Raw genomic sequence first — 20,030 nt, forward strand, 5'->3', positions numbered from 1 at the left:
GTCAGCAGTTGGCGGGGTTGATGGCGTGGCGGGTGGCGGCGGCGGCGTGGTCGGCGGCGGGCCCGAGGTCGGGGCAGGAGGCGTGGCCGGCGTGGCGGGCGACGTCGCAGAGCATCAGGGCCAGTTCGAATGCGGCTCCGCGCTGGTTGGCGGTGAGGTCGGCGAGCCGGTCGGGGGTGGCGGGCTGGTCGGCGAGGTAGTCGCGGACGAGGTTGCCGGCGATCTGGCGGGCGGCGTGGTGGCTCGCGCCGAGGTCGCGGAGCAGGTTGACCATGAGTCCGTCGCGGATGTCGGTGACCAGGGCCTCGCCCATCACAACCCCCAAGATTGGTAGCGGTTACGTCTATCAAGTTACGCCACGATCGGGCCTGCGTCCACGACTTCTACCGATTTCCCCGCGCCGTGTTCAGCGGCACCGCGTGCACCCGCAGGCGCACGGGCCGGCGCAGCCGTCCGGGTCGGTCGAGGTGCAGACGCACCGGTCGGCGTAGACGTACTGGCCGCCGGTCCACGGGGTGCGGGTGAGCAACATCGCGCGGCGGGCGAACTGCTCCAGCACCCGCCACACGGTCCGGGTGACCGCGTCGTCGGCCTGCGCGGGGGCCTCCATGAACGCGACGATGCCCTGCTCCTCGACCATGACGAGCACGTCGCAGACGACGCCGAAGATGTCCCACTCCTGGTCGGGGTGGAACTCGCTGACCCGGTACCAGCGCATGACGATCGACTCGAACCGCTCGGCGGCGGTCTGGGTGACGAACTCGGCGGTGGCGGTCATGGCGGGCTCCCTCACGGTTGATGGTCGGCGGGTGGTGGCCCCGGTCGGGGCGGGGCCGGGCGGGTCAGTCCTGGCCGGCCCGGTAGGAGGCGGGGTGGATGGTCTGGTCGTCGACGCGGATGCCGAGGATGGTCACGTCACCCCAGGTGCGGCCGGCACCGTGGCGGTGCAGGATCGCGGTGAGCGCATCACCGATGACCTTCGCCTCGGCGGTGGGCTTCACGACGTCGCCGAGCGCGCCGTGCCCGGTCGTGAGCGCCCAGTCCCGGTCGACGTCGGTGACGGCAATGGTGACACCGCTGCCCAAAGAGAAGTTCTCCGAGGTGATGCGGATCTTCGCGCCGTCGGGGAGGACGAGGGTGCCGGCCTTGCGGGCGGCCTTGATGTCGGCGCGAGCGTTGGCGGCGATCTGCGCGGCGGGGGTGAGGGTCCTGGTGGCCATGTCGTCCTCCGTAACTCGGTAGCTCTTACAACTACCAAGTTACGGCAACGGCAGAGCCGTCACCGCTACTTCTACCAAGTTCTGCGCCACGTCACCCAAACGGGTGACCGCCGGCGGCCGACCCCTACAGGTCGACCCCGGCATCCACCAACGTCCGCGCCGCCGACGCATACTCCCGCGCCCGCGACTTCGACATCTCGAACCCGGCCACCAGGCCCTCGGCCACCGCGTCCACACTGCGCGGATGCTCCCGACGCAGCTCCACCGCCCGACGCAGAATCGGAGCCTCGAACGTCCGCACCTGGTCACCCACGTGGACCTCGGCGACACCCTTCGTCTGCCTCACCGTCACGCCGGGCGTCACGCGCCGGACCGGTGCCTGCTCGGGCCGCTCCGACCGCTCGGCCTTCGGCCGCACACCGCCGATGCCGTCGCCGGGCTGACGGCGCGGGTGGCGCTCAAACCAGGCGACGATGTCCTGCTCACGCTCTAGCGCCCACCACGGCTTCTTCCCTTTGCCCGCGTACGCGCTGGGGGCCGGGAACGGGTCCGAGGCGTACTTCCCACGCCGGGTGCCGCCAGTCTTCACCGGGATCGCGCTGCCTGACTCGAACAGGTGCTGGCTGATCGTCTTCGGCTGCATGGACGCGACGCCCTGGACTCGTGCGCCGATCTCGGCGATGTCGGCCATCGTCAGGAACGGCTGATCCGGCATCTCGTCGTCCCCCATAACTTGGTAGTCATCGGGGGCACCATACGTCAACGTGTCGCTCATCGTGGCGTTCACCTCCTTCTCATGTTGATAGATGTCACGTACCAGGGCTGGTACGTAACAGTCGGGGGAATGGCCGGTCAGGTGGACACCGGCCGGCGGCCGGAAGCGTCGAGCACCGCCAGGACGTCATCGAGGCCACTCCCCTCCCCTGCCGCCGCGCGAGCCCGGTACAAGGTGTCGACCCGGCGCTTGATCTCGTCCAGGGCCGCGTCACCCTCGGCGCGGACACGGAAGTACCGGCGGCCCTCGTACGGGCTGAAGTGCTGGGCGTGGGCGCGGGCCTCCCCGTGGATACGGGCCAGCTCGACCAGCGAGGCGTCCGCGAGCACGACGTCCCGGTCATCGAGCCGCACCGAGGTCGGCTCGACCTCAGCGGGCCGCGGTTCCGTGAGCGGCACGGCGGGGGCCGGCACCGGGCCGGGTTCGGCGTCGAAAACCCGAACCTCGTCGGCCCACCGGACCGTGACCCCGTCGGGTGAGCCTCCGTCGACGGCGGTGAGGTACACCGGGATTCCACCGGGGCCCCGGTGGCCGATGTTCTTGACGGTGGCCTTGCGGCCGTGCAGCGGGTCAGTGTCGGCAGCCACCTCAACCCGCGTGCCGGGGCCGTAGTCGCGGCCGTCGCAGTCCTTGACGCTGCGGGGCTTGGCCGCCCGCTCCTCGGCGCAGTCGGCCACGCTGTGACCGACAGCCCGGCCGCAGGTGGTGGCAGCCAGGGCTGCATCACGGTCAGTCACCGTTATCACCGGCTCGTGGTGCACGACGGTCTGTGTCCGCTGCTCAGCATCGCCGCAGCGGCCCGTCTCGTCGAATTCGCCCGAACGCCACCAGTTGCCCTCACGCCGGGCCACCGAGGCGTAGAGGTAGATGTAGTGGCCGCAGTGCTGGCACGTCGCGACCTGCGTTCCCGCGCTGTCAGCCAGTAGAGCGAACGCGCCCTCGGCGAGGGGAATCACCTGCGGGGAGTGCCCGCGTACCAGGCGAATGTGCTCGACGGTGTGCGGGTGGCAGAAGGTCTTGGCGTGGCTGCTGCCGGGCGACGTCCAGTTGACGACGTTGACCGCGCGGGCCGAGCAGGAGTTGTCCCCGCAGGAGGAGGTCACCTTGACGACCGCCCGGAGAGCCGCCTCCTCCGCGATCCTTACGTCGGCACCCATGGCCAGGCAGCCCTCAACGGTGATGCGGTGCCGGATACGACCAGTGCCGTCCCCCCAGGGCTCCTCGATCGCCCAGCCGTTGGCGACGCTGGCGTTGATCGGCCGCCGGTCCCCCGCGAGGGTCATCGCCTCATCGGAGACACCGCCGTCGTCGGCGATCTTCCGGAGGAACCGGGTCTCGGCGGTGGTGGGCTTCGGCATGGCGAGCTCCCTGCGGGTGCGGGTGGTCAACTAATTGGTAGTAGTCATATCTATCAAGTTACGGCATAGGGGTCGGGCGGGCAATCGCTTCCGACGCATTTCGGGGTGGCTGGCCCGCCCGACCTGGAACTCAGCGGGAGGCTCCGACTGGCGTGCCGCAGGCCGAGCACTTCGGATTGCGGTAGATCCGGCAGCGGTTGCACAGTGAGCCGAACAACCCGGGTGCAACCGCGACGGCCACCGGGGCGGGCGCGATCACCACCGGGTCGACCGGGGCCGGAACCGCGGCCACCGGGACAGCGGGCATCTCGAAGTCGTGCGCCGGGTCGCACTCCTCGTTGGCGTCCAGGTGGACGCCGGTGCAACCGAGCTGCCCGCAGTGGAAGGTCGCGCTCTCGGCCCGGTCCAGGACCAGCGGCGCCGCCTCGTCCCGGCTCGGCAGCGGTGTGCGCGCCACTTCCTCAGCAGGCGACTCCATCCGGCCGAACGTCTGCACGTACTCGTCAACCCAGACGAGGCCGAACCGGTCGAGCACCTTCCGCGCCCGGGTGACCGCCACGTAGGCCAGCCGCAGTTCGTCCTTCACCAGCACCGCTTCGCCGGTCTGCTTGTCGCGGCGGGGCTCGCGGAAGTCACCCGCGATCTTCACCCGGTCCCACTCGCGGCCCTTCGCCTTGTGGGCGGTGCTGACGACCACGTCGGCGCGCTTCTCGTCGACCAACCCGTTGACGACGTTGATGATCTCGGCCGGGGTGTGGTCGTCGATCAGCTTGACGAGCACCTGGAGGTTGCCGGAAGCGTCGTCGTGTTGGGCGTGCTCGCGGACCTGGTCCCAGGTCTGGAAAGCGACCAACTCCGGGTGGCCGGTGGGGCGGCCGTCCATCAGTTCCTCGGCGGCCTCGGCCAGCCGGCGCAACTCATCGGCCTTCCCGACGAGGGCGACCCTGCGGCCGGCCGCGGCGGCCTGCATGACCTGGCTGATCGCCCCAGCGTTGGAACGGCACAGAATCGCCTCAGGCTGGTCGAGGTGGGCGAGCCGCGAGCCGGCGGGCGGGAAGCCCCGCAGCCTCAGGGGCGCGTCGAGCAGGTCGAGCCACTTGTTGGCCTCGTCGGCGACGGCCGGGCCGAACCGGAACGACTGGGACAGGGTGAGTCGCTGGTCGGCGTGGAACTTCGCCATGGCGTCGATCGCGCCCCGGAAGGCGTAGATGGCCTGCGCGGAGTCGCCGACCATGATGCGCTGCGCGTGGTCCTGGAAGTGGAACAGCGACGCCATGACCGGGGAGAGGTCTTGGGCTTCGTCGAGCAGGACGTAGTCGACGGGGATGCGGGGCCGGGTGAGCTGGTACATCTTCAGGTAGGCGTCGGGGGGGAACTTCAGCAGTCCGCCGCGCTGAAGTTGGAGGTCTTTCCACGCCTTGCGCATGTACGGCAGCAGGTAGGTCGCGAGGTCCCGGGTCTGCTCCCGGGTGTAGCCGTCGACCCGGGCGACGTGCTGGACGCTGGGCTCCTCGTCGGCCGAGTTGAGGAACTTGCCGACGGCGTCGAGGGTGAGCCGGCCCAGGGTGTTCGGGACGAGCGGCGCCAGGTCGTCGGCGATCTGCACGGGTGTGTGGAAGCCGAGGATCTGCGCGACCCGGAAGGCGGGAACGCGGGGGCCGTCGAGGCGGTCCCGGTAGAAGCGGCCAACCGGCCCGAACGCCAGGGAGTGCGCGGTGCGGCAGTCGACAGCCGAGGGAAACTCTTTGCTCGCTTCGAGCTGAAGCGCCTTGCTGAACACGACGTAGAGGCCCTTGCGGTTGGGCTGGGTGTGGGCGGCCATCTTGAGGGTGGAGGACTTGCCGCAGCCGGCGCCGGCCTGGACGACGAGGGTGGGTCGGTCGGCGGAGGTGAAGGCGTCGATGACGGCCTGCTGCTCGTCGGTGGGCCGGTGGGCTTCCATGGCGCATCTCCCGTACTCGGTAGCGGTTACAACTACTAAGTTAGGGCATGGGTGGGGTGCTGTCCACGACTTCTACCGAATTCCCCCCGGCGAGTTCCCCCACGCTGACCAGCGGCGCGGCCGGACCGGCGATCACCGGCCGGAACTCCTGACACCCGCAACCCTCGATCCCGCAATCACCGTTCCCAACCCCCGGCACCTGCGTGTAGTCGGCCTTCGACGAGCTGTGCGACGCGCACAGGTGCCGGCACGCACACAGCCGGAAGTCGTTGTCCTCGACCCACGAACGCACCCCACCCAGCCCGGCGGTGTGCCAGGCCAACCACCGTTCGGCCGTCGACCGGTGGCAGACCAGCACCACCTCACCGGTGAGGGTGTCCCGAACCCGCGCCTCACTGCCGGCGATCTCACCCAACCGGAACCGGCCAACAGCCGCCGCCCGCTGCTCGACGACCAACTGCGCGTGGATGCAGTCGCGGATGCCCGCCAGGCGGTGACCCAACGCGCGGCTGCCACCCACCCCCGGCAGCCGATGGTCCGGGTCCAGCGCCATCGCCTCGTTGAGCAGCCGGGCCACCTGAACGAGGTCATCAGCCCGCAGCGCCCGCTGGGCCTCGTCCACGATCGCGTCAACCCGGGCGGTACGGGCCTGCGCGTCAGCCGCGGCCTGCTGCGGGGACCGTTCGATCACCGTCGGGTCCTGGTCGATGACCTCGGCGACGGCCTTCCATACGGTGCGCCAGGAGTGCCGGTCGGCCAACTGCTTGCCCAGCTCCCCTTCGGCGAGGTAGCGGGCGACGTTGGCCCGGGAGCCGCCCCCGAGGGGTGAGGCGAAGATCCCAGGGCCTCGGTCGGCGACCGCGTTGCGGACCCGCTGCTGATCCTCGCCCGTCATCAGGTGCAGCCGGCGGTCCGGCGCCGGGGCCGTCATGCCGGGCTCCCCTGCTCGGCGCTGCGGGCAGCGGCGATGCCCTCCCACACGTGCCAGCGCCCGTCCCGAGTGATCGTGGCGTAACCGGACTGACCCGGCCGGTCGCCGAGCTGGTCGGCCGCAGCCCGGTCGGCCGCGTCCCGGGCGACCGAGTACGACAGCGGCCCCTCCCAGGTGCTCCGGTCGGCGAGCCAGAACTCGCGACCGGCCTCCACCTCCTGGCCGACATCCCAGACGCCGCGGGTCTTGCCGGGCAGGACCAGGGGCACGGCGACGGTGTCGGCGCCGGCCGGTGCGGCGGCGAGCATCGCGACGGCCACGCGGATCTGCTCGTCGGTGGGCCGCCAGCGGGCGGCGAGGTCGGCGGCTGCGGTGAGGATGGACATCGGCGTTCTCCTGGTTCTGGTGTGGCGGTTCAGTGGGTGCGTTCGTGGGTGGCGCAGTCGCGGCAGAGCCAGCCGCCGATGCGGCCGATCCAGCGGCACCGCAGGGTCAACTTGCAGCGGTCGCAGCCGCGGTTCTCACTGCGGGGCATCGGTCGTCCTCCTGGTCGTCGGGTGTCCCGCCCGGGTGGGCGGGCCACGTGGCGCGTCAGGCGCTCGCGGGAGCCTTCGGCTTGTGGGCGCGGAGGCCGCCGTTGACGTTGATGTACGGCCTGTCGGAGCACTCGGGGCACTGGCCGTAGAAGCGCATCCCCTGCTTCTTCCTGGTGCCCTCGACGGGGGGCCGGTCGGTGCCCTTGCACCGGTCGGTGCGCTCGGTGTGGACGGTCCACTCGACCGGGGCGTCCGGGTAGCACACCGTGCACAGGACGTAGGCGCGGCGGTCGAAGTGAGTGATCGCCTCGGCCATCGACATCCCGGAGAGGTCGGCGTTCCAGCCGAACTCAGTGGCGTAGACGCCGCGGTTGCAGGTGGAGCAGTTCATCGAGCTGTGGATGTGGCCGTTGTGCTGCTTGACGCTGAAGAAGCGGGTCCAGCCGCCCCGGCGGGCGAACTCGGCGTTCAGGGGGTCGGCTTCGGCGCGGACGGCGTCGAGGGCGGTGACGGCCGTCTCGTAGGCGGTGAGGCTCTTGGCGGGCGAGCCGCCCCAGGGAACCTCGCGGTACTCGGGGTCAGCGACCCGGGCGCGGACGGCGGCCAGGGCCTCCTCCGTGGTGGTCGGCCACGTCTCCCGGCGGCCGTAGCGGACGCGCCTCTCGTTGAGGGCGTAGTGGAGGCCGCTGGTGGCGCTTATGACCTTCTGCTGCGCCTGCTGGGCGCGGCCGTAGATGTCGGCGAGCTTGGTGTCGATCTCGGCGGGTGTGGCGGTGGTGATGTCCATCTCCGGGCCTCCGGTAATCGGTAGCGGTTACAACTATCAAGTTACCGCAGAGGCGTGCCCGTGTCCACGACTTCGCCGAACTGCCCCAGCGTGTTCCGCCCCAGACACGACCGAGCGCCCGAAGGGAGGGCACTCCCCCGGGCGCTCCTCGCGGACTCGGAAGTCAGTCCTCCTCCGGCAGCATGATCGTGATGACGGGCTCCCCCTCGTCGCCGGGGCCGATGACCATGGCGAGGGTCGTCAGGCGCGGCCGAACGCCCCGGCCGGCGACCGGCACCCGAACCAGCTCGAACGGCACCCGCTGCCGATCACCGGCCCGCCGGGCGGCGAGCATCGCCATGGTCAGGACGTCCCAGAGCCGACCCTTCTCGTCCTGCACGGTGCCCTTGCGCTCACTGTCGGCGTCGGTCCAGGCCACACAGTCGGCCCAAGCGGCTTGAGTGAGGGCGAGCGGGATGCGGAACCCGGCTTCGCGGGCCACGGGGCCGGCGTCGACCAGCGCCCCGTCGGCGAGGGCCTGGGCGCGGGTGTAGGCGTGGATGATCTCGGCGTCGACCCAGAAGTCATCGGCGGCGGGCGGAGTGCCTTCCTCGAAGCCGGCAAGGCCGGGGTGCCACCGGGCCGAACTGTCCGCCGTGTTGGCTGCCCTGTGCGTCGGCTCGCACAGTTGGCCGCAGTACGCGGACCCCGGACGCGGTGCGGCGCCGCACGGGCAGTCACCAGCGACGGCCCGGTCGATACGGGTAAGCAGGGACATGATGGTGCCTCCTCATGCAGGTGGTGGTCGGGTCAGGCGTGGGCGAGGGCGTCGGCCATGGCGACGTCGAACGGAATGACGCCCATCGCGGCCTCGTGGTCCTCCTGGGCGCGGGCCGCCCAGTAGCCGGCGTCCTCCAGGGCGCGCTCCCCGGCCAGCTCGGCGGCGTGGTCGGCCTCGGCGGCGTCCTCTTCTTCCTGCCAGCGGCGGTAGCACTCGCGGACGGCGGCCACATTGGCGTGCCGGACCGGGTCGGCGGTGTGGTGGTTGCCGCAGCGGACGCCGGTGTCGGTGGCGACGGGGAATCCGAAGTCGTCGTAGGCGATGCCGTCCATCTCAACCCCCGGTACTCGGTAGCGGTTACAACTACCAAGTTACACCGGGACGGCTGCTTCTTCACCCAATCCGCAAAGTCACCTCGCTGCCACGTCGCGGCAGGCGGAGATCGCTACCCGCCCTCGCCGCAATCGGGAGCAGGCTTCCGCGTCCCAGGGACCTCCTCAAGCCCTAACTTGGGAGTGCGTTCAAGCGGCGGCCAATCCTCCTCGGCCAGCGGGACAGGCGCCCGGACCGCACCCAACTCGATGCTGTCCTCCGTCGTGATACGCCACCAGCCAACGGTGTCGAGGAACCGCATATTCAGCGGCCAGTCGTGCATCGGGACTGTCGGTGGGCCGCCAGGATTTCTTTGGATCACCCGGACCGTCAATATGGAGCACGGCGGGGCGTCCAGATCGCCCCCATAAAAATAGCTTGGTTCTGGTTCTACGCTGCCGCGATCCATCTCGAAAGCGATGCGCATGATCGGCACTGGCGACGGGTTGTAGATCAGGAAGGTGGGGTAGGGGTCCACCTGGCCCCCCGGCGGGCTATCCGCCCACGAAAAGGACACGCGGGCGGCGTACCGCCCCTCATACCGCTTGTTCTCAATTTCGGCCAACCGCACCTGCGCCTGGTTGACCTCCAACTGCGACCGGTTGATGGCCTGCTGGTCACGCCATGTGACAACAGCGATCACCAGTGCGGGAACCGCCGCCAGGGCCGCCACCGCCTGAAGCCAATCCGTGACTTTCGGACGCTCCGCGGACGTCTTCCGCCTACGGCGGCGGATCGGGATCGTCCGCCGCCGCACTGCCCTCCTGGCCACAGCCACCCCTTCTCCCGGTGTGGTCAACCGCCCTCGCCGCAGTCTCCCGCCGACTGCCGTGTGCCCGGCACCTCCGACGCCAGGAAGCGCCCGCTCCAGCCGAAGCGGATCGGGGGCTCAGTCCCCTCATGTGGCCGTAGACCTCTAGGTGCATCGATTGGCGAAGGATAGCCAGTCCGAGGATGCTCCCATCGCCCCACGGCATCCGTGAACCGTAAGGTAGTCACAAAGGGATGATGCAGATCCTGGATATCCTCAAATACGTCCGGCTCAACTTGCACTTGCAGTCGGAGCGTGAGAATCGAGCAGGGCACGGCGATTTCGCGGGCCGGGTAGACATCTTGGTCTTCCAATTGCACTCCGGAATCGTCGTCCCACCCAAACACGATGATCCGGATTTCGGTGATCGGTACGGGCGATCGATTCTGAACCTTCACCACCAGGAAGTCCTTGCCATCCACGCTCATCCACTCGACCCAATAGCTGACTCGAACGGCGTACCGCTCCACATAGCGCCGCTGCTCTAATTGCGTCGACTCAAGCTGAGCGCGAGTCACCTGCACCTGGTCCCGATACGTGGCAAGGCCGACCCAGAGAGCCGGCGCAGCGAGGATCACAGCCAGTAGGGCGGCGACCGCTTGCACCCAGTCGGTTGGCTTGGTGCGGTCGCCGCCGCCCACGGAGTCGTCCGGTCGGCGCACACCACTGCGAGAGACGCGTAGGCGGTACGGAGCACGGTCGGTCAGGCGGCCGAGCAGGCGACGAGGCACCGTTCACTCCCAGTGGAGGTTGGGGCCTCCCATAGTGAGGGTGGCTGGCAACCTCGTCGCCTCGCATCACTCGTCGAGCGCCACCGACGCCCACGGCACCGTCATCGTCGTCTCGTGCCCGTGCACCGTCACCGCATCGACGGTTGCGTCGACCGGCCACCAGCCGCGGCCCTCGCCCTCCACGATCAGCGTCGGCGGGTCGCCGGCCTCGATCGCGGCGAGAATTCGGGCGATGACGGCCTGGTCGCCGACGTTGACGCTGGTCATCACCTGGTCGACCACCGTCCGGTCGGTGGCGTCGGCGTCGGTGGTCACGCGGTCCACCACGGCGTCGTCGACGTCAGGGTGCCGGCGGGGCCGCACGCGGCGGCGGGCCGGGGCGGTCACTGGGCTTCCCGCCGGTTGGCCACGTCGAGCAGGCCCTTCGCGGTCAGGGCGGCGACGACCGCGATGGGTATCCCGATGGGGATGCGCCAGGTTCCGGCGTGGATGTCGGGCAGGGCGCCGCCGGTGGCCCGGTCGATGAGGAGGAGCAGCAGCCCGACCACCGCGAGGAGCGCGAGGAGGAAGCCGACGGTGCGGTATCCGCTGGGGTGTCGGCCGTCCATCAGTCGGCCTGCGGGAGCAGGGCCGCCGGCAGGGGCAGCGCGAGGATCGCGGTCGCGGCCCGCTTCCCCACGACGGGGACGACGGCGTCGTGCAGGTCGTCGAGCAGTTGGGTGCGGGCGATCAGGTCCGGGGTTGCGGCCATCCGGTCGAGGACCAGCCCGGCGGCACGCTCGATGCGGGGGACGGTGCGGGTGCGGCGGGTGCCGTACACCACGGAGAGTTCCACGACCGACAGGGCGTGGTACAGGCCGCCCTCCAACAGCAGCGACGTCGCCTTGCTGCGGGGCTCGTCGTCCATCCGCTGAATCCCGTGCAAGGTGCGGTGGAGCACGCCGAGACGGTGGGTGGTGCTGGCCAGGCGCAGCAGGAGGTCGGCCCGCTGGCCGGCGTCGACGACCTGGGAGAGATTCGCGCGGATGCTTCGGAGCTGTTCCTGGTGGTAGGCGTACTTCCGTTGGTCGGAGCGGCGCTGCTGGCGGCGGGTGATCCAGCCGCGCAGGCCGGCTCGCTGTCCGGGCAGGGTCTGCGTTCCCAGCAGCACCCGGCGCGGCTCGATACTCTCAGCCATGGTTGGCCTCCCTTTCGGGTTGGTCGGCCCCTCCCACGGCGTTGCGAGCGCCGATGCGGGGTGGGTCCTCACGGGCTGGGGACAGCGGGGGCGGCCGGCGCCGTAGGAAGCAGTGGCCGCCCCCGCGCAGCGCTACCGGCTGCGGCTACCGGAGTTGCCGGAGCTGCCGGAGTTCCCGGCGTTGGTGGTGGTCGCCTGCCGCTGCTTGTTGGGCGACAGGTCGCCGTACGAGGAGCCGGTCGTCTTCGGGTCGTTGTTCGGCACGTGGGCCTCCTGTGAGTCAGGTGTTCGGATTGGGTCCGCCGGGTCCGGCGGCCCCCGCGCGCTGCCCGCTCCCCCTGAATGGCGGGCAGCGACGGGGGCGGCCGGCTACCGGAACAGGAGCACCGCCGTCGCGTAGTCCACTGCGGTCAACGCCGCGACGACGGGGGCGTACATCAGCCCGTACACCGCACCTCGGACGGCCTGGTACTTCCGCCGAACGATTCGGGACAACCAGCGGATCTCGCGCTGCTCGTCGACCTGGTCGGCGATGATGGCCCGCTCCAATTGGGCGGGGGTGTTGGTCCGGGCGTACGCGACGAACCCGTAGTCGCCGGTGAGGATCGGGGCGACGGCGTTGAGCAGCCGCCACAGCGACCACAGCACCACCGCGGTCCCTGCGCCCGCGCCGACCCGGACCGCGTCCGGCACGTCGGTCCGGACGAGCGCAGCCCCGAAGAGGCCGACCGCGCCGAGGTTGATCGCGGACAGGCCGAGGGCTTTCGTGTCGACCCGGCCGAGCTGCGCGCGTAGCTCGTCACGCACCCGGGCGTAGTCCGGGGCGGTCACCACTGGCCGCCGATCGCCTTGATGACGGCCCGCTTGTCCCTGTAGGGCAAGCCGAGCTGCCGGCCGATCTCGAACACCAAGACGATCGAGGGCCGTCCGTGGGCGAGGTGGTGGAGCCTGACGGCGATGTAGAGCGCGAGCTGGTCGTCGGTGAGCGCACCGAACCAGTCACCGGTCACGCGCGCCCAAAGACGGCGGGCGAGGCGCACCATGCCGCCGGTCAAACGCGCCCAAAGACGGCGGACTGGGCCCGCCATGCGGCCGGTCATCGTCCGGCCTGCATGGCGAGGATGGCGATGGCGGCACCGGCGGCGAGCAGCAGCACCGCACCGGCGAGCTGCCTGGCGGTACGCAGCCAGCGGCGCCGGTGGGCGGCCTCCGCGACCTCGGCCGCCCGGTCGGCGGCCTCCGCGTGAACCTCGTCCCGCCCTCGCTGCCGGGCCTGAACGATGGCCTTCTGCACGGCCAGGACGCGGGCCGAATGCAGGAAAGTGAAGGCGAACCGGCCGGCTCGGGTGAGCTTTAGCCGGGCCTGGTCCTCGACGCCGACCTTTGCGGCCAACCCGAGGTCGATCGCGGTGCGGGCGTCGCGGGACACATCGATTACCCACCGGCTGCCGATGGCGACGACCCGGCCGTGCCGAATCGCGGTGACCAGCTCGTCGAGGGCGATGGTGCCGGCGCTGCCGGCGGCCGGGGTGGGGCTGTGCGCCTCCTCGGTGAGCAGCGCCATCGGCTTGCTGTCGGCGGTCATCAGGCGGTACCGAACTGCGACGCGGCGATCGCGGTGCGGTCGGAGGTCTGCCGCGACGGGCGGCACGGCCGCTGCCGGCGGCGGATCGGCTCCCCGTCGGCGTTGGTGACCTCAACGATGACCGGCCGGCGGCGGGCGCGGACCTCGACGCGGGCGGCGCGGCGGGCGATGACGGCGATGCTGTCCATGACGTACTCCTGACGTGGGTTGATGGACGCTCTGGGTAGACGGGTGGTGCTGTGCCGGCCCTCGCCCCGGTGGCGGGGCCGGCGGGTGAAGCGGGGAAAGGTCAGGCGGCGCGGGCGGCCCGGTCGCGGGCGTGGCCGGCGGCGAACTCGTCGCGCAGGGTGGCGAAGGTGCGCTCCACCGGGCTGGCGAACGCCAGCGGCTCGACCTGGTCGAGGGCCCGGTCCAGTTCGGCGACGCGGGGCTCGTACCCGGCCCGGTCGCGCAGCTCGGCGGCGATGCACACCAGCCGCTCCCGGACCACGTCGGCGATGCCCTCGATGCTCACGCCGGCGATGCCACCGTCGCGGATGGCGCGGTAGATCTCGGCGGCGTCGAGGTAGTTGCTGAAGCGCAGGCCGGACAGGGCGTCGATCCGCTCGGGCCCGGCGAAGGTGTTGAGGGCGACGCCACCGCCGACGCAGAGGTTGGCGACGAGGGTGAGCGGGCCGTAGACCTGGCTGTCGTTCTGGCCGACCTCGGTGAGCTTCGTGATCATGTCGGGGACCTCTCCCGATCGGTGGCCCCGGTGGTGTTGGTAGCACCGGCCGTTGCCGCTAGCGGTTACAACTACCAAGTTACACGAGCAAACGCCCAGGTCAACCAACTTGGCAAAGTTGGTTGGAACTTTTTGGACTCTGTGTGATGATCAGGGCATGACCGACCATCAGACCCGACTACGGGAGGGGGGTGAGGCGTATCAACGCGCCAAAGAAGAGGCGAAGCGGATCGTCGAGGAACCCCGAGACAAGCTCGCCGACGCAGCCCGAGCGGCGTACGCCGACGGGGTGAAGAAGGCCGACATCCTGCGCTGGACCGGCTACGCCTGGTCCGACACCTGGCTCAACACGATCCTTGCCGGCGTCGAACGGAAGACCACCCCGACGACCTGACCCACACCAGAAATGGTGCGACCCGGGCGGTGCTACCAACACCGTGCTCCCGGGTCGACTCACCCAGAAAGGTCCTGGGCTGTGCAACAGAGTAACAACGCTGGTCCGCCTGCCACACCAACCACGATGCCGTGGGGCATGGTCCCGATCTGGATCCTCGATCCCGACCAGTACCTCCCCGCAGTCGACCCCGCCACGCTCAAAGAGGGCGACGACAAACCCCTCAACGGGACGGACATGCGGGTCTACGTGGCACTGCGGTCCTTCGCTGACCCCGACGGGTTGTGCTGGCCGACGACGCGCACAGTCGCCGAGCGGGCCAAGGTCGGGAAGTCCACGGCTGAGAAGGCCATCGGGAAGCTGCGGCGGACCGGCCTGCTCACGTCGGAGGTGCGATCCCGGCCGGACGGGTCAATCTCGGGGTGCCTGTACCGGCTACGCAACGACCCGCCGGCCGGCGGGCACACCCCCTCGGATTCGGAGGGGGGCACCCTCGAATCCGAGGGTGGGGTACCCCAGGATCCGAAGGGGGGTACCCCCGAATCCGAGGGGGAGGTACCCGCCGATCCGATGGGGGGTACCCGCCAATCCGATGGAGCAGGAACTAACCAGGGAACACACCAGGTGAACACCCCAGAGGAACATCCCAACGAAACACCCCCCTCTTCTCTCGCCCCCGGCCCGTCACCACCGCCGGCTGCGGCGCGCTCTCGGTCAAGGCGAGGAGAGAAGGGGCGGCGAAAGAAGTCTCTCGACGAGCAGGCCCGCGACGAGGGAACGCGGCATCTCACCGACCTGCGGGACTACCAGCCCGCCGAGGCCACCTACCTCGTTGACGAGCTGACCCGCCGTCACGCCATCTTCTCGCCGCAGTGGTGGCGCACCGCCCACGAGAACGGCACCCTCGACGACCGCATCAACGAGGTGATCGCCGAGTACCAGGCGGCCCGCGAGCCCGGAGCGGGCGCGGCGCCGGCTGGCATTCCGGGCCGGCGGTCGGGGCACGCGCCTTTCCAGAACCAACCCGCTCAGGCGTACCTCGACTGGGCCGGCCAGTCCGATCCGGAGGCAGCATGAGACGACACGCACCGATGCGCCGCTGCCGGCCGTAGGCTCCCCCGAGAATCCCTCATGGACGGAGCTGCCGATGACCACCGCCGAGCACGACGACGACCTACAGAACGCCGGCCAGAACCTCGCCGACGGGTTTGCCGAGTTCGATGCGACGTTCCTCGCCAGGCTCACCCCCGAGCTGCGCGCCGTGCAGCTCGACGCCCGACGCCGCCTCTACGAGCACATCGACGCGGTGTGGGAGCGGCCCAAGCACGCCGGGGTGCACCCGGTCGACATGGGCGGCTACGGGGCGGTGGCCGGCCTGCGGGACCTCTTGGAGAACCTGGTCGGGCACGTCGAGCAGGCCCAGGAGGTAGCCGGCGACGACCCGGACAGCTTCCGGGTGAAGTTGAGCATCGAACCGGTGGAGTGACCGCCGGGTCACCGGATCGGGTGCTTCTCGACGCGCCGGGACGGTAACTCGGTATATGTTATTGCTATCGAGTGGGCGCTGACGTACCGTCCATGTTGCGGGGCCGGCTCCCGGGTGTGCTTCCTTCTATCGACTACTCATCGGCTGAAAAAGCGCGCTCAATCACCGGCCCCGCACGCATGTCCAAATCCAGTTCACCCCGACGAAAGGCCGGTGATCGGCATGGCAACCACGACCCCCACCAAGACCACCCGGACCCGGCCGGCCGACCTCGTCCGGGTGCTCCTGCGTCGCCGCGGCCTCGTCTACCCCGGGCCCGTCGGCGGCCAGTTCAACCCCGACGCTCGCGCGGGCGTGGCCCTCCTCGAAGCCGACTTGGTCGAGCGAGGATGGCTGCTCTCCCCCGCCCTGTACGACGCGCTGCTGCGCCTCGACACCGCGCACCTCATCGGCCTGGGCGCGCGGCTGGTCGCCGACTGCGACGAACTGCTCGGCGCAGACCGCGACCACACGCCGCTGTTCCGGCGCTTCCCCGCCGACGTGCCGGCGAACACCTTCGGATTCCTCGTCGACCGGCTGCTCGCCGCCTGGTTCCAGACCCCCGAGCAGCCGTGCGTGCTGTGCTCCACCACCGGCAGCGTCCAGCCGCTCGACCCGTGCGCGCACCTCGTGTGCACCTCCTGCTTCGACCCCAACGTGTTCTCGGCGTGCCCGATCTGCCACCGGCAGCTCGACCCGCGCGACCCGTACCTCGTCGCAGGCCGCGCGCCGGAGGAAGTGGACCGGCTGCGTGACCGCCGGCCGGTCACCGGACCCGGGCCGGCGCGGCTACGGGTGCTGCACCTCGGCACCGACCTGCGCGGCGACGTCCGGGCCGAGCTGCGGGCGCTGCTCGCCCGGCCCACCGCCCTGCCGCCGGCCGACGTCGACGACCTCGGGCTGCTCCTGGCCGGCGAGGACCGCGCCGACGTGTCGTGGCTGCCCGCCACCGTGCCGGGCCGGGAGGCGAAGGCCCGCCTGCTGGCGTGGCTGCTCGCCGACCCGGTCAACCCGGCCGTGGTGCAGGCGCACGTCACCAACCTGGTCGACACGGCCACGGACGTGCTACGGCTCCTCGTCGCCCGCTCGGGCGGGGAGTCGCTGATCGACCGGCCGCGTATCGCCCCGGTGGCCCGGCCTCTGCGCCGGGTACTCCTGGCGGCCCTCGACGCGATGGGCACCGTGCAGCTCGTCGAGGACATGCGCCGGCACCGTCGGGCGTGGATCGCCGTCGGCGAGCGCCTACACCCGGGCGAGCACGCGCACCGGTGGCCGAACGTCGCGCTGGCGATCGCCGCGCTGCGCGGCACCGTGCTGACTCCGGTACAGGCCGGGTCGCTGATGCTCAGCGGCGTGCTCAGCGGCGGCGCTGCCCGCACGGAACACGTTCGCGTCCGCAACGGCCGGGTGTTCGTCGCCATCCGGGCCCGCCGGGTCGAGGAGGCCCTTCGCGACGGTGACGTCACCGCCGCTGTGCGTGCGCTGCGCGCCCGTCCGGGCGAGCTGCTGCGCCGCGCCGACCACCTCCTGCGCATCGGCGCCGGCCGGCACGCGGAGTTGGTCGAGGAGATCGGCCGGGCCGCCCGGCAGGCCGCCCCGGCGGTGGCCCTGTCGGCCCTGGGTGAGATCCGCACCCGGGCGGTCACGCACGAGCGGCGGGTGTTCTTCCCCGCCGGCCGCACCGGCACCGCACACGTCATCGGCGACACCCGCGAGCCGCTGCCCCTGCACCTCGTCGCGCAGGCCGAGCGGGCGTTGAAGGCTGCCGTGTTCGAGCGTGCCGCCGCGCTGCCGGCCGTCGACCGGGCCGTCGTGGACACCGCGTTGGAAGGCGTGATCGTCCCGTTCGCGGAGCGCACCGCCTTCCGCGCTCTCGTCACCCTCACGCGCGGTTCGGTGCTGCCGATCCCGGCGGGCCGGGTCGTGCGGCTGTTCCTGCACTGGATGGAGTCCGACGAGCGCGTCGACCTGGACCTGTCGGTCGCCATCTACAACGCGGAGTGGGAGTACGTCGGGAAGTGCGACTACACCAGCCTGCGGATGCCCGGCGCGGTCCACTCGGGTGACTTCACGTCCGCCCCGGCGCCGCGCGGCGCGTCCGAGTTCATCGACCTCGACATGGACGTCCTCGCCGAGCAGGGCGGCCGGTACGCGGTCATGTCCGTGCTCAGCTACAACAACGTGCCGTTCGTCAACATGGCGGAGGCGTTCGCCGGGTTCATGGTCCGCGACCAGGCCGGCGAGCGGGGCGAGCCGTTCGACGCCCGCTCGGTGGAGCAGCGGTTCGACCTCACCGGGCCGGGCAAGGTGACCATCCCGTTCGTGGTGGACCTGCACGCGCGGACGATGCGGTGGTTGGACGTGGCCGCCCGGGTGACCGGCACTCACCACTCCGTGCACCGCCACAGCGACCAGTTCGCCTCGGCGGCGCGGGCCCTGGTCGACTCGTTCGAGGCCGGTGGCCGGGTCACCCTCGGGGAGCTGGGCCGGTGGATCGCCGCCGCCCGCGCCCGTGAGGTCATCGTGCGTGGCCCCGGTGGGATGGCGCTGTTCCGCCGCGCGGAGGGTGAGTCGGTGTCGACGTTCGCGCTGCGGTTGCGCACCGGGATCAGCGACGCCCCAGCCACACCCCAGGATGCGGCGACGGCCGGCTTGCAGTTCGTGGCCTGCGGTGACCTGCCGGCGCCGGACGGCGCGGAAGTGTTCGCGCTACACCCCGGGCAGCTCGACGCCGGTCGGGTGCGGCTGCTCGCGGCTGCCGACGTGCCGGCCCTCCTCGCCGCGCCGGCCGCCCAGCAGTAGACAGGTGCCCCGCCGTGGGGTAGTCCCCCACGGCGGGTCAGCCCTCCCGTAACCCCCCGCCTACGTTGTGTTAGATCGACGGCGACCACTGAGGATCCTCGATCTCCTCGGCAGTCGCCGCCGGTCACTGCACAGGCAAGGCCCACGGCGCGGAACCAACACCGCGGCGACCTCGTCACCCGTAGGAGGAGTCTTGAGCACAACCACGAACCACCCGGTCGGCACCGAAGCGGACCCCCGAACGCTCGTCTCGAAGGGCACGTTCGACGAACTCGCCGGCTACTTCGCCGCCCGGCAGGAGGTCACCCACACCTACGCCGAACGGGCCGTGGGACAGTTCCTCGTGTTCCTGAAGGCCCACGCCGACGCGGTGAAGGCCCCGGGCTTCGGGATGAAGCTGCCGGGCGGCGAAACCTACCGCGTGGTCCCGACCACACCGGTCGACGCCGTCTGGCACGCGCTGTTGCAGAGCAGCGAGGCGTACACCGCCGCGTGCGAGCAGATCGCGGGCGGGTACGTGCACCACCGTCCGATCCTCACGCGGGAGATGGAGGACGGCACCGCCATCGCGTACACGCTGATGGCGTTGCGTGGCACCGGCTATCTGGTGGACATGGAATTCTGGGACGGCGCGGCCGAGAGCTGCTGCCCGCCGAACCCGCCCCAGCCCGGCAATAAGGGCTGAGGTCGAACGGAGAAGATGACCCATGCGCAGTGACTGGACCGCCCTGCCCGCAACCGTCACGTACAAGATCGCCGAACGGGTCGGCGGGGCTTTCGACGTCATCCCCGCGACCACGGGCGACCACGCCGAGATCGCCTCGACCGTCGTCGGACCGGACGCGACGATCTTCGTCAAGGCGGCCTCCGGGCCCATCAGCGTCCCGTCGCTGCGTTACGAGCTGGCGGCCACCACGATCATCGACCGGTGGCCGCCAGCCGTGCTGTGGCACTTCGAAGTCGACGGCTGGTTGGTGGTGGCGACCGAACACCTGCACGGCCCCCACCCTGACCTGTCGCCCGGCAGTCCCGACCTCGATGTGCTCGCCGCGGCCCTCGACCGGCTTCAGGCAACTCCGGCGCCGGCCGGCACCTGGTACGACCCGGCCAGCCGCCTCGGGTTCGAGCTGCCCGCGGCGGCCGGCCCGGGGCTGGTTCACACGGACCTGAACCCGACCAACCTGATCATGACGGCGGGCGACCTGCGGATCGTCGATTGGGCGTACACGACCAAGGCCGCGCCGTGGGTGGAGTTGGCGTTGCTGGTGCAGTGGCTGATCGGCAGCGGCCACACCCCGGAGCAGGCCGAGGCGTGGTTGGGGCGGTTCCCCGCCTGGGCGGCGGCTGACCGGCTTGTGCTGGACCGTTTCGCGTCGGAGTGCGCCGCGAAGTGGTTGACCAAGTCCCAACGGAGCACCGCGCAGTGGGTGCACGGGCTGGCCACCTGGACGGGCGAGTGGGCGGACTACCGACGGATGATCGGGCATCGGGGTCTATCCGTTACGGGCCGTCACTAGACCCGCTTAAAGGCGTTACCTTCGGCGTACTCCGCACGGCGTGGTGTATCTCACCAGCGGCCGTGTTTACTGACGTAACGCGC

28 protein-coding genes are annotated in these 20,030 nt (G+C 70.7%); 6 read left to right on the top strand and 22 right to left on the bottom strand.

All coding sequences use genetic code 11. The features are described 5' to 3' along the window. Position 1: 1 nt before the first annotated feature. The 22 genes from OOJ91_RS12515 to OOJ91_RS12620 all read right to left on the bottom strand — a co-directional run bounded on the left by OOJ91_RS12515 (position 2) and on the right by OOJ91_RS12620 (position 13,709). Positions 2-313 carry a hypothetical protein gene (locus tag OOJ91_RS12515; RefSeq protein WP_266244781.1) on the bottom strand — a complete coding sequence of 104 codons (312 nt, stop codon included), beginning with the start codon at positions 311-313 and terminating at the stop codon, positions 2-4. Positions 314-406: 93 nt separating this feature from the next. After that, positions 407-778, bottom strand: coding sequence for a hypothetical protein (locus tag OOJ91_RS12520; protein ID WP_266244782.1), 372 nt, complete (start codon positions 776-778; stop codon positions 407-409). Positions 779-842: 64 nt separating this feature from the next. Beyond that, on the bottom strand, positions 843-1,220 hold the full coding sequence (locus tag OOJ91_RS12525; RefSeq protein WP_266244783.1) for a hypothetical protein: 378 nt from the start codon (positions 1,218-1,220) through the stop codon (positions 843-845). Positions 1,221-1,344: 124 nt separating this feature from the next. After that, positions 1,345-1,911: a hypothetical protein gene (locus tag OOJ91_RS12530; RefSeq protein WP_266244784.1), complete on the bottom strand. Its 567-nt coding sequence runs from the start codon at positions 1,909-1,911 to the stop codon at positions 1,345-1,347. Between the two features lie 161 nt (positions 1,912-2,072). Next, positions 2,073-3,353, bottom strand: coding sequence for a hypothetical protein (locus OOJ91_RS12535; protein WP_266244785.1), 1,281 nt, complete (start codon positions 3,351-3,353; stop codon positions 2,073-2,075). A gap of 130 nt (positions 3,354-3,483) precedes the next feature. Beyond that, positions 3,484-5,295 carry a UvrD-helicase domain-containing protein gene (locus OOJ91_RS12540; RefSeq protein WP_266244786.1) on the bottom strand — a complete coding sequence of 604 codons (1,812 nt, stop codon included), beginning with the start codon at positions 5,293-5,295 and terminating at the stop codon, positions 3,484-3,486. A gap of 40 nt (positions 5,296-5,335) precedes the next feature. After that, positions 5,336-6,226: a hypothetical protein gene (locus tag OOJ91_RS12545; protein ID WP_266244787.1), complete on the bottom strand. Its 891-nt coding sequence runs from the start codon at positions 6,224-6,226 to the stop codon at positions 5,336-5,338. Then, the gene (locus tag OOJ91_RS12550; protein ID WP_266244788.1) at positions 6,223-6,612 is read right to left on the bottom strand and encodes a hypothetical protein; all 390 of its coding nucleotides are present in this window, start codon (positions 6,610-6,612) and stop codon (positions 6,223-6,225) included. The genes OOJ91_RS12545 and OOJ91_RS12550 overlap by 4 nt, the downstream gene beginning before the upstream one ends. Before the next feature lie 205 nt (positions 6,613-6,817). Further along, complete coding sequence (locus OOJ91_RS12555; protein ID WP_266244789.1) at positions 6,818-7,549, bottom strand: hypothetical protein; 732 nt, start codon at positions 7,547-7,549, stop codon at positions 6,818-6,820. 163 nt (positions 7,550-7,712) lie between these two features. Then, positions 7,713-8,306, bottom strand: a complete 594-nt coding sequence (locus OOJ91_RS12560) for a DUF6573 family protein (RefSeq protein ID WP_266244790.1) — start codon at positions 8,304-8,306, stop codon at positions 7,713-7,715. A gap of 32 nt (positions 8,307-8,338) precedes the next feature. Beyond that, a complete protein-coding gene (locus tag OOJ91_RS12565) occupies positions 8,339-8,641 on the bottom strand; it encodes a hypothetical protein (RefSeq protein ID WP_266244791.1) in 303 nt (100 codons plus the stop codon). A 113-nt stretch (positions 8,642-8,754) separates the two neighbouring features. Then, positions 8,755-9,354: a hypothetical protein gene (locus OOJ91_RS12570; protein WP_266244792.1), complete on the bottom strand. Its 600-nt coding sequence runs from the start codon at positions 9,352-9,354 to the stop codon at positions 8,755-8,757. A gap of 122 nt (positions 9,355-9,476) precedes the next feature. Beyond that, a complete protein-coding gene (locus OOJ91_RS12575; RefSeq protein WP_266244793.1) occupies positions 9,477-10,133 on the bottom strand; it encodes a hypothetical protein in 657 nt (218 codons plus the stop codon). A 156-nt stretch (positions 10,134-10,289) separates the two neighbouring features. Continuing rightward, positions 10,290-10,538 (bottom strand): hypothetical protein, encoded by a 249-nt coding sequence (locus OOJ91_RS12580; protein ID WP_266244794.1) that lies wholly within the window; start codon positions 10,536-10,538, stop codon positions 10,290-10,292. A 68-nt stretch (positions 10,539-10,606) separates the two neighbouring features. Further along, positions 10,607-10,831 carry a hypothetical protein gene (locus OOJ91_RS12585; RefSeq protein WP_266244795.1) on the bottom strand — a complete coding sequence of 75 codons (225 nt, stop codon included), beginning with the start codon at positions 10,829-10,831 and terminating at the stop codon, positions 10,607-10,609. Then, positions 10,831-11,400 (bottom strand): hypothetical protein, encoded by a 570-nt coding sequence (locus OOJ91_RS12590; RefSeq protein WP_266244796.1) that lies wholly within the window; start codon positions 11,398-11,400, stop codon positions 10,831-10,833. Before OOJ91_RS12590 ends, OOJ91_RS12585 begins: the two co-directional genes overlap by 1 nt. A gap of 132 nt (positions 11,401-11,532) precedes the next feature. Continuing rightward, positions 11,533-11,664: a hypothetical protein gene (locus OOJ91_RS12595; protein WP_266244797.1), complete on the bottom strand. Its 132-nt coding sequence runs from the start codon at positions 11,662-11,664 to the stop codon at positions 11,533-11,535. Between the two features lie 105 nt (positions 11,665-11,769). Continuing rightward, positions 11,770-12,231 (bottom strand): hypothetical protein, encoded by a 462-nt coding sequence (locus tag OOJ91_RS12600; protein WP_266244798.1) that lies wholly within the window; start codon positions 12,229-12,231, stop codon positions 11,770-11,772. After that, positions 12,228-12,500 carry a hypothetical protein gene (locus OOJ91_RS12605; protein ID WP_266244799.1) on the bottom strand — a complete coding sequence of 91 codons (273 nt, stop codon included), beginning with the start codon at positions 12,498-12,500 and terminating at the stop codon, positions 12,228-12,230. Before OOJ91_RS12605 ends, OOJ91_RS12600 begins: the two co-directional genes overlap by 4 nt. After that, positions 12,497-12,985 (bottom strand): hypothetical protein, encoded by a 489-nt coding sequence (locus OOJ91_RS12610; protein ID WP_266244800.1) that lies wholly within the window; start codon positions 12,983-12,985, stop codon positions 12,497-12,499. The genes OOJ91_RS12605 and OOJ91_RS12610 overlap by 4 nt, the downstream gene beginning before the upstream one ends. Continuing rightward, a complete protein-coding gene (locus OOJ91_RS12615) occupies positions 12,985-13,173 on the bottom strand; it encodes a hypothetical protein (protein WP_266244801.1) in 189 nt (62 codons plus the stop codon). The genes OOJ91_RS12610 and OOJ91_RS12615 overlap by 1 nt, the downstream gene beginning before the upstream one ends. A 101-nt stretch (positions 13,174-13,274) precedes the next feature. Next, a complete protein-coding gene (locus OOJ91_RS12620) occupies positions 13,275-13,709 on the bottom strand; it encodes a hypothetical protein (RefSeq protein WP_266244802.1) in 435 nt (144 codons plus the stop codon). A gap of 157 nt (positions 13,710-13,866) precedes the next feature. Between OOJ91_RS12620 and OOJ91_RS12625 the strand changes: the two genes are divergently transcribed. The 6 genes from OOJ91_RS12625 to OOJ91_RS12650 all read left to right on the top strand — a co-directional run bounded on the left by OOJ91_RS12625 (position 13,867) and on the right by OOJ91_RS12650 (position 19,947). Then, a complete protein-coding gene (locus OOJ91_RS12625; protein ID WP_266244803.1) occupies positions 13,867-14,103 on the top strand; it encodes a hypothetical protein in 237 nt (78 codons plus the stop codon). Between the two features lie 138 nt (positions 14,104-14,241). Beyond that, a complete protein-coding gene (locus tag OOJ91_RS12630) occupies positions 14,242-15,180 on the top strand; it encodes a helix-turn-helix domain-containing protein (RefSeq protein WP_266244804.1) in 939 nt (312 codons plus the stop codon). Between the two features lie 70 nt (positions 15,181-15,250). Next, the gene (locus tag OOJ91_RS12635; RefSeq protein ID WP_266244805.1) at positions 15,251-15,589 is read left to right on the top strand and encodes a hypothetical protein; all 339 of its coding nucleotides are present in this window, start codon (positions 15,251-15,253) and stop codon (positions 15,587-15,589) included. A gap of 222 nt (positions 15,590-15,811) precedes the next feature. Continuing rightward, positions 15,812-18,430 carry an MXAN_6230/SCO0854 family RING domain-containing protein gene (locus OOJ91_RS12640; RefSeq protein ID WP_266244806.1) on the top strand — a complete coding sequence of 873 codons (2,619 nt, stop codon included), beginning with the start codon at positions 15,812-15,814 and terminating at the stop codon, positions 18,428-18,430. A gap of 193 nt (positions 18,431-18,623) precedes the next feature. After that, complete coding sequence (locus OOJ91_RS12645; protein ID WP_266244807.1) at positions 18,624-19,115, top strand: hypothetical protein; 492 nt, start codon at positions 18,624-18,626, stop codon at positions 19,113-19,115. A 22-nt stretch (positions 19,116-19,137) separates the two neighbouring features. Then, positions 19,138-19,947 carry a phosphotransferase family protein gene (locus tag OOJ91_RS12650; RefSeq protein WP_266244808.1) on the top strand — a complete coding sequence of 270 codons (810 nt, stop codon included), beginning with the start codon at positions 19,138-19,140 and terminating at the stop codon, positions 19,945-19,947. Positions 19,948-20,030: the final 83 nt, after the last annotated feature.

The organism is Micromonospora lupini (genome assembly GCF_026342015.1).
In the GTDB taxonomy this organism is placed as follows: Bacteria; Actinomycetota; Actinomycetes; order Mycobacteriales; family Micromonosporaceae; genus Micromonospora; species Micromonospora lupini_B.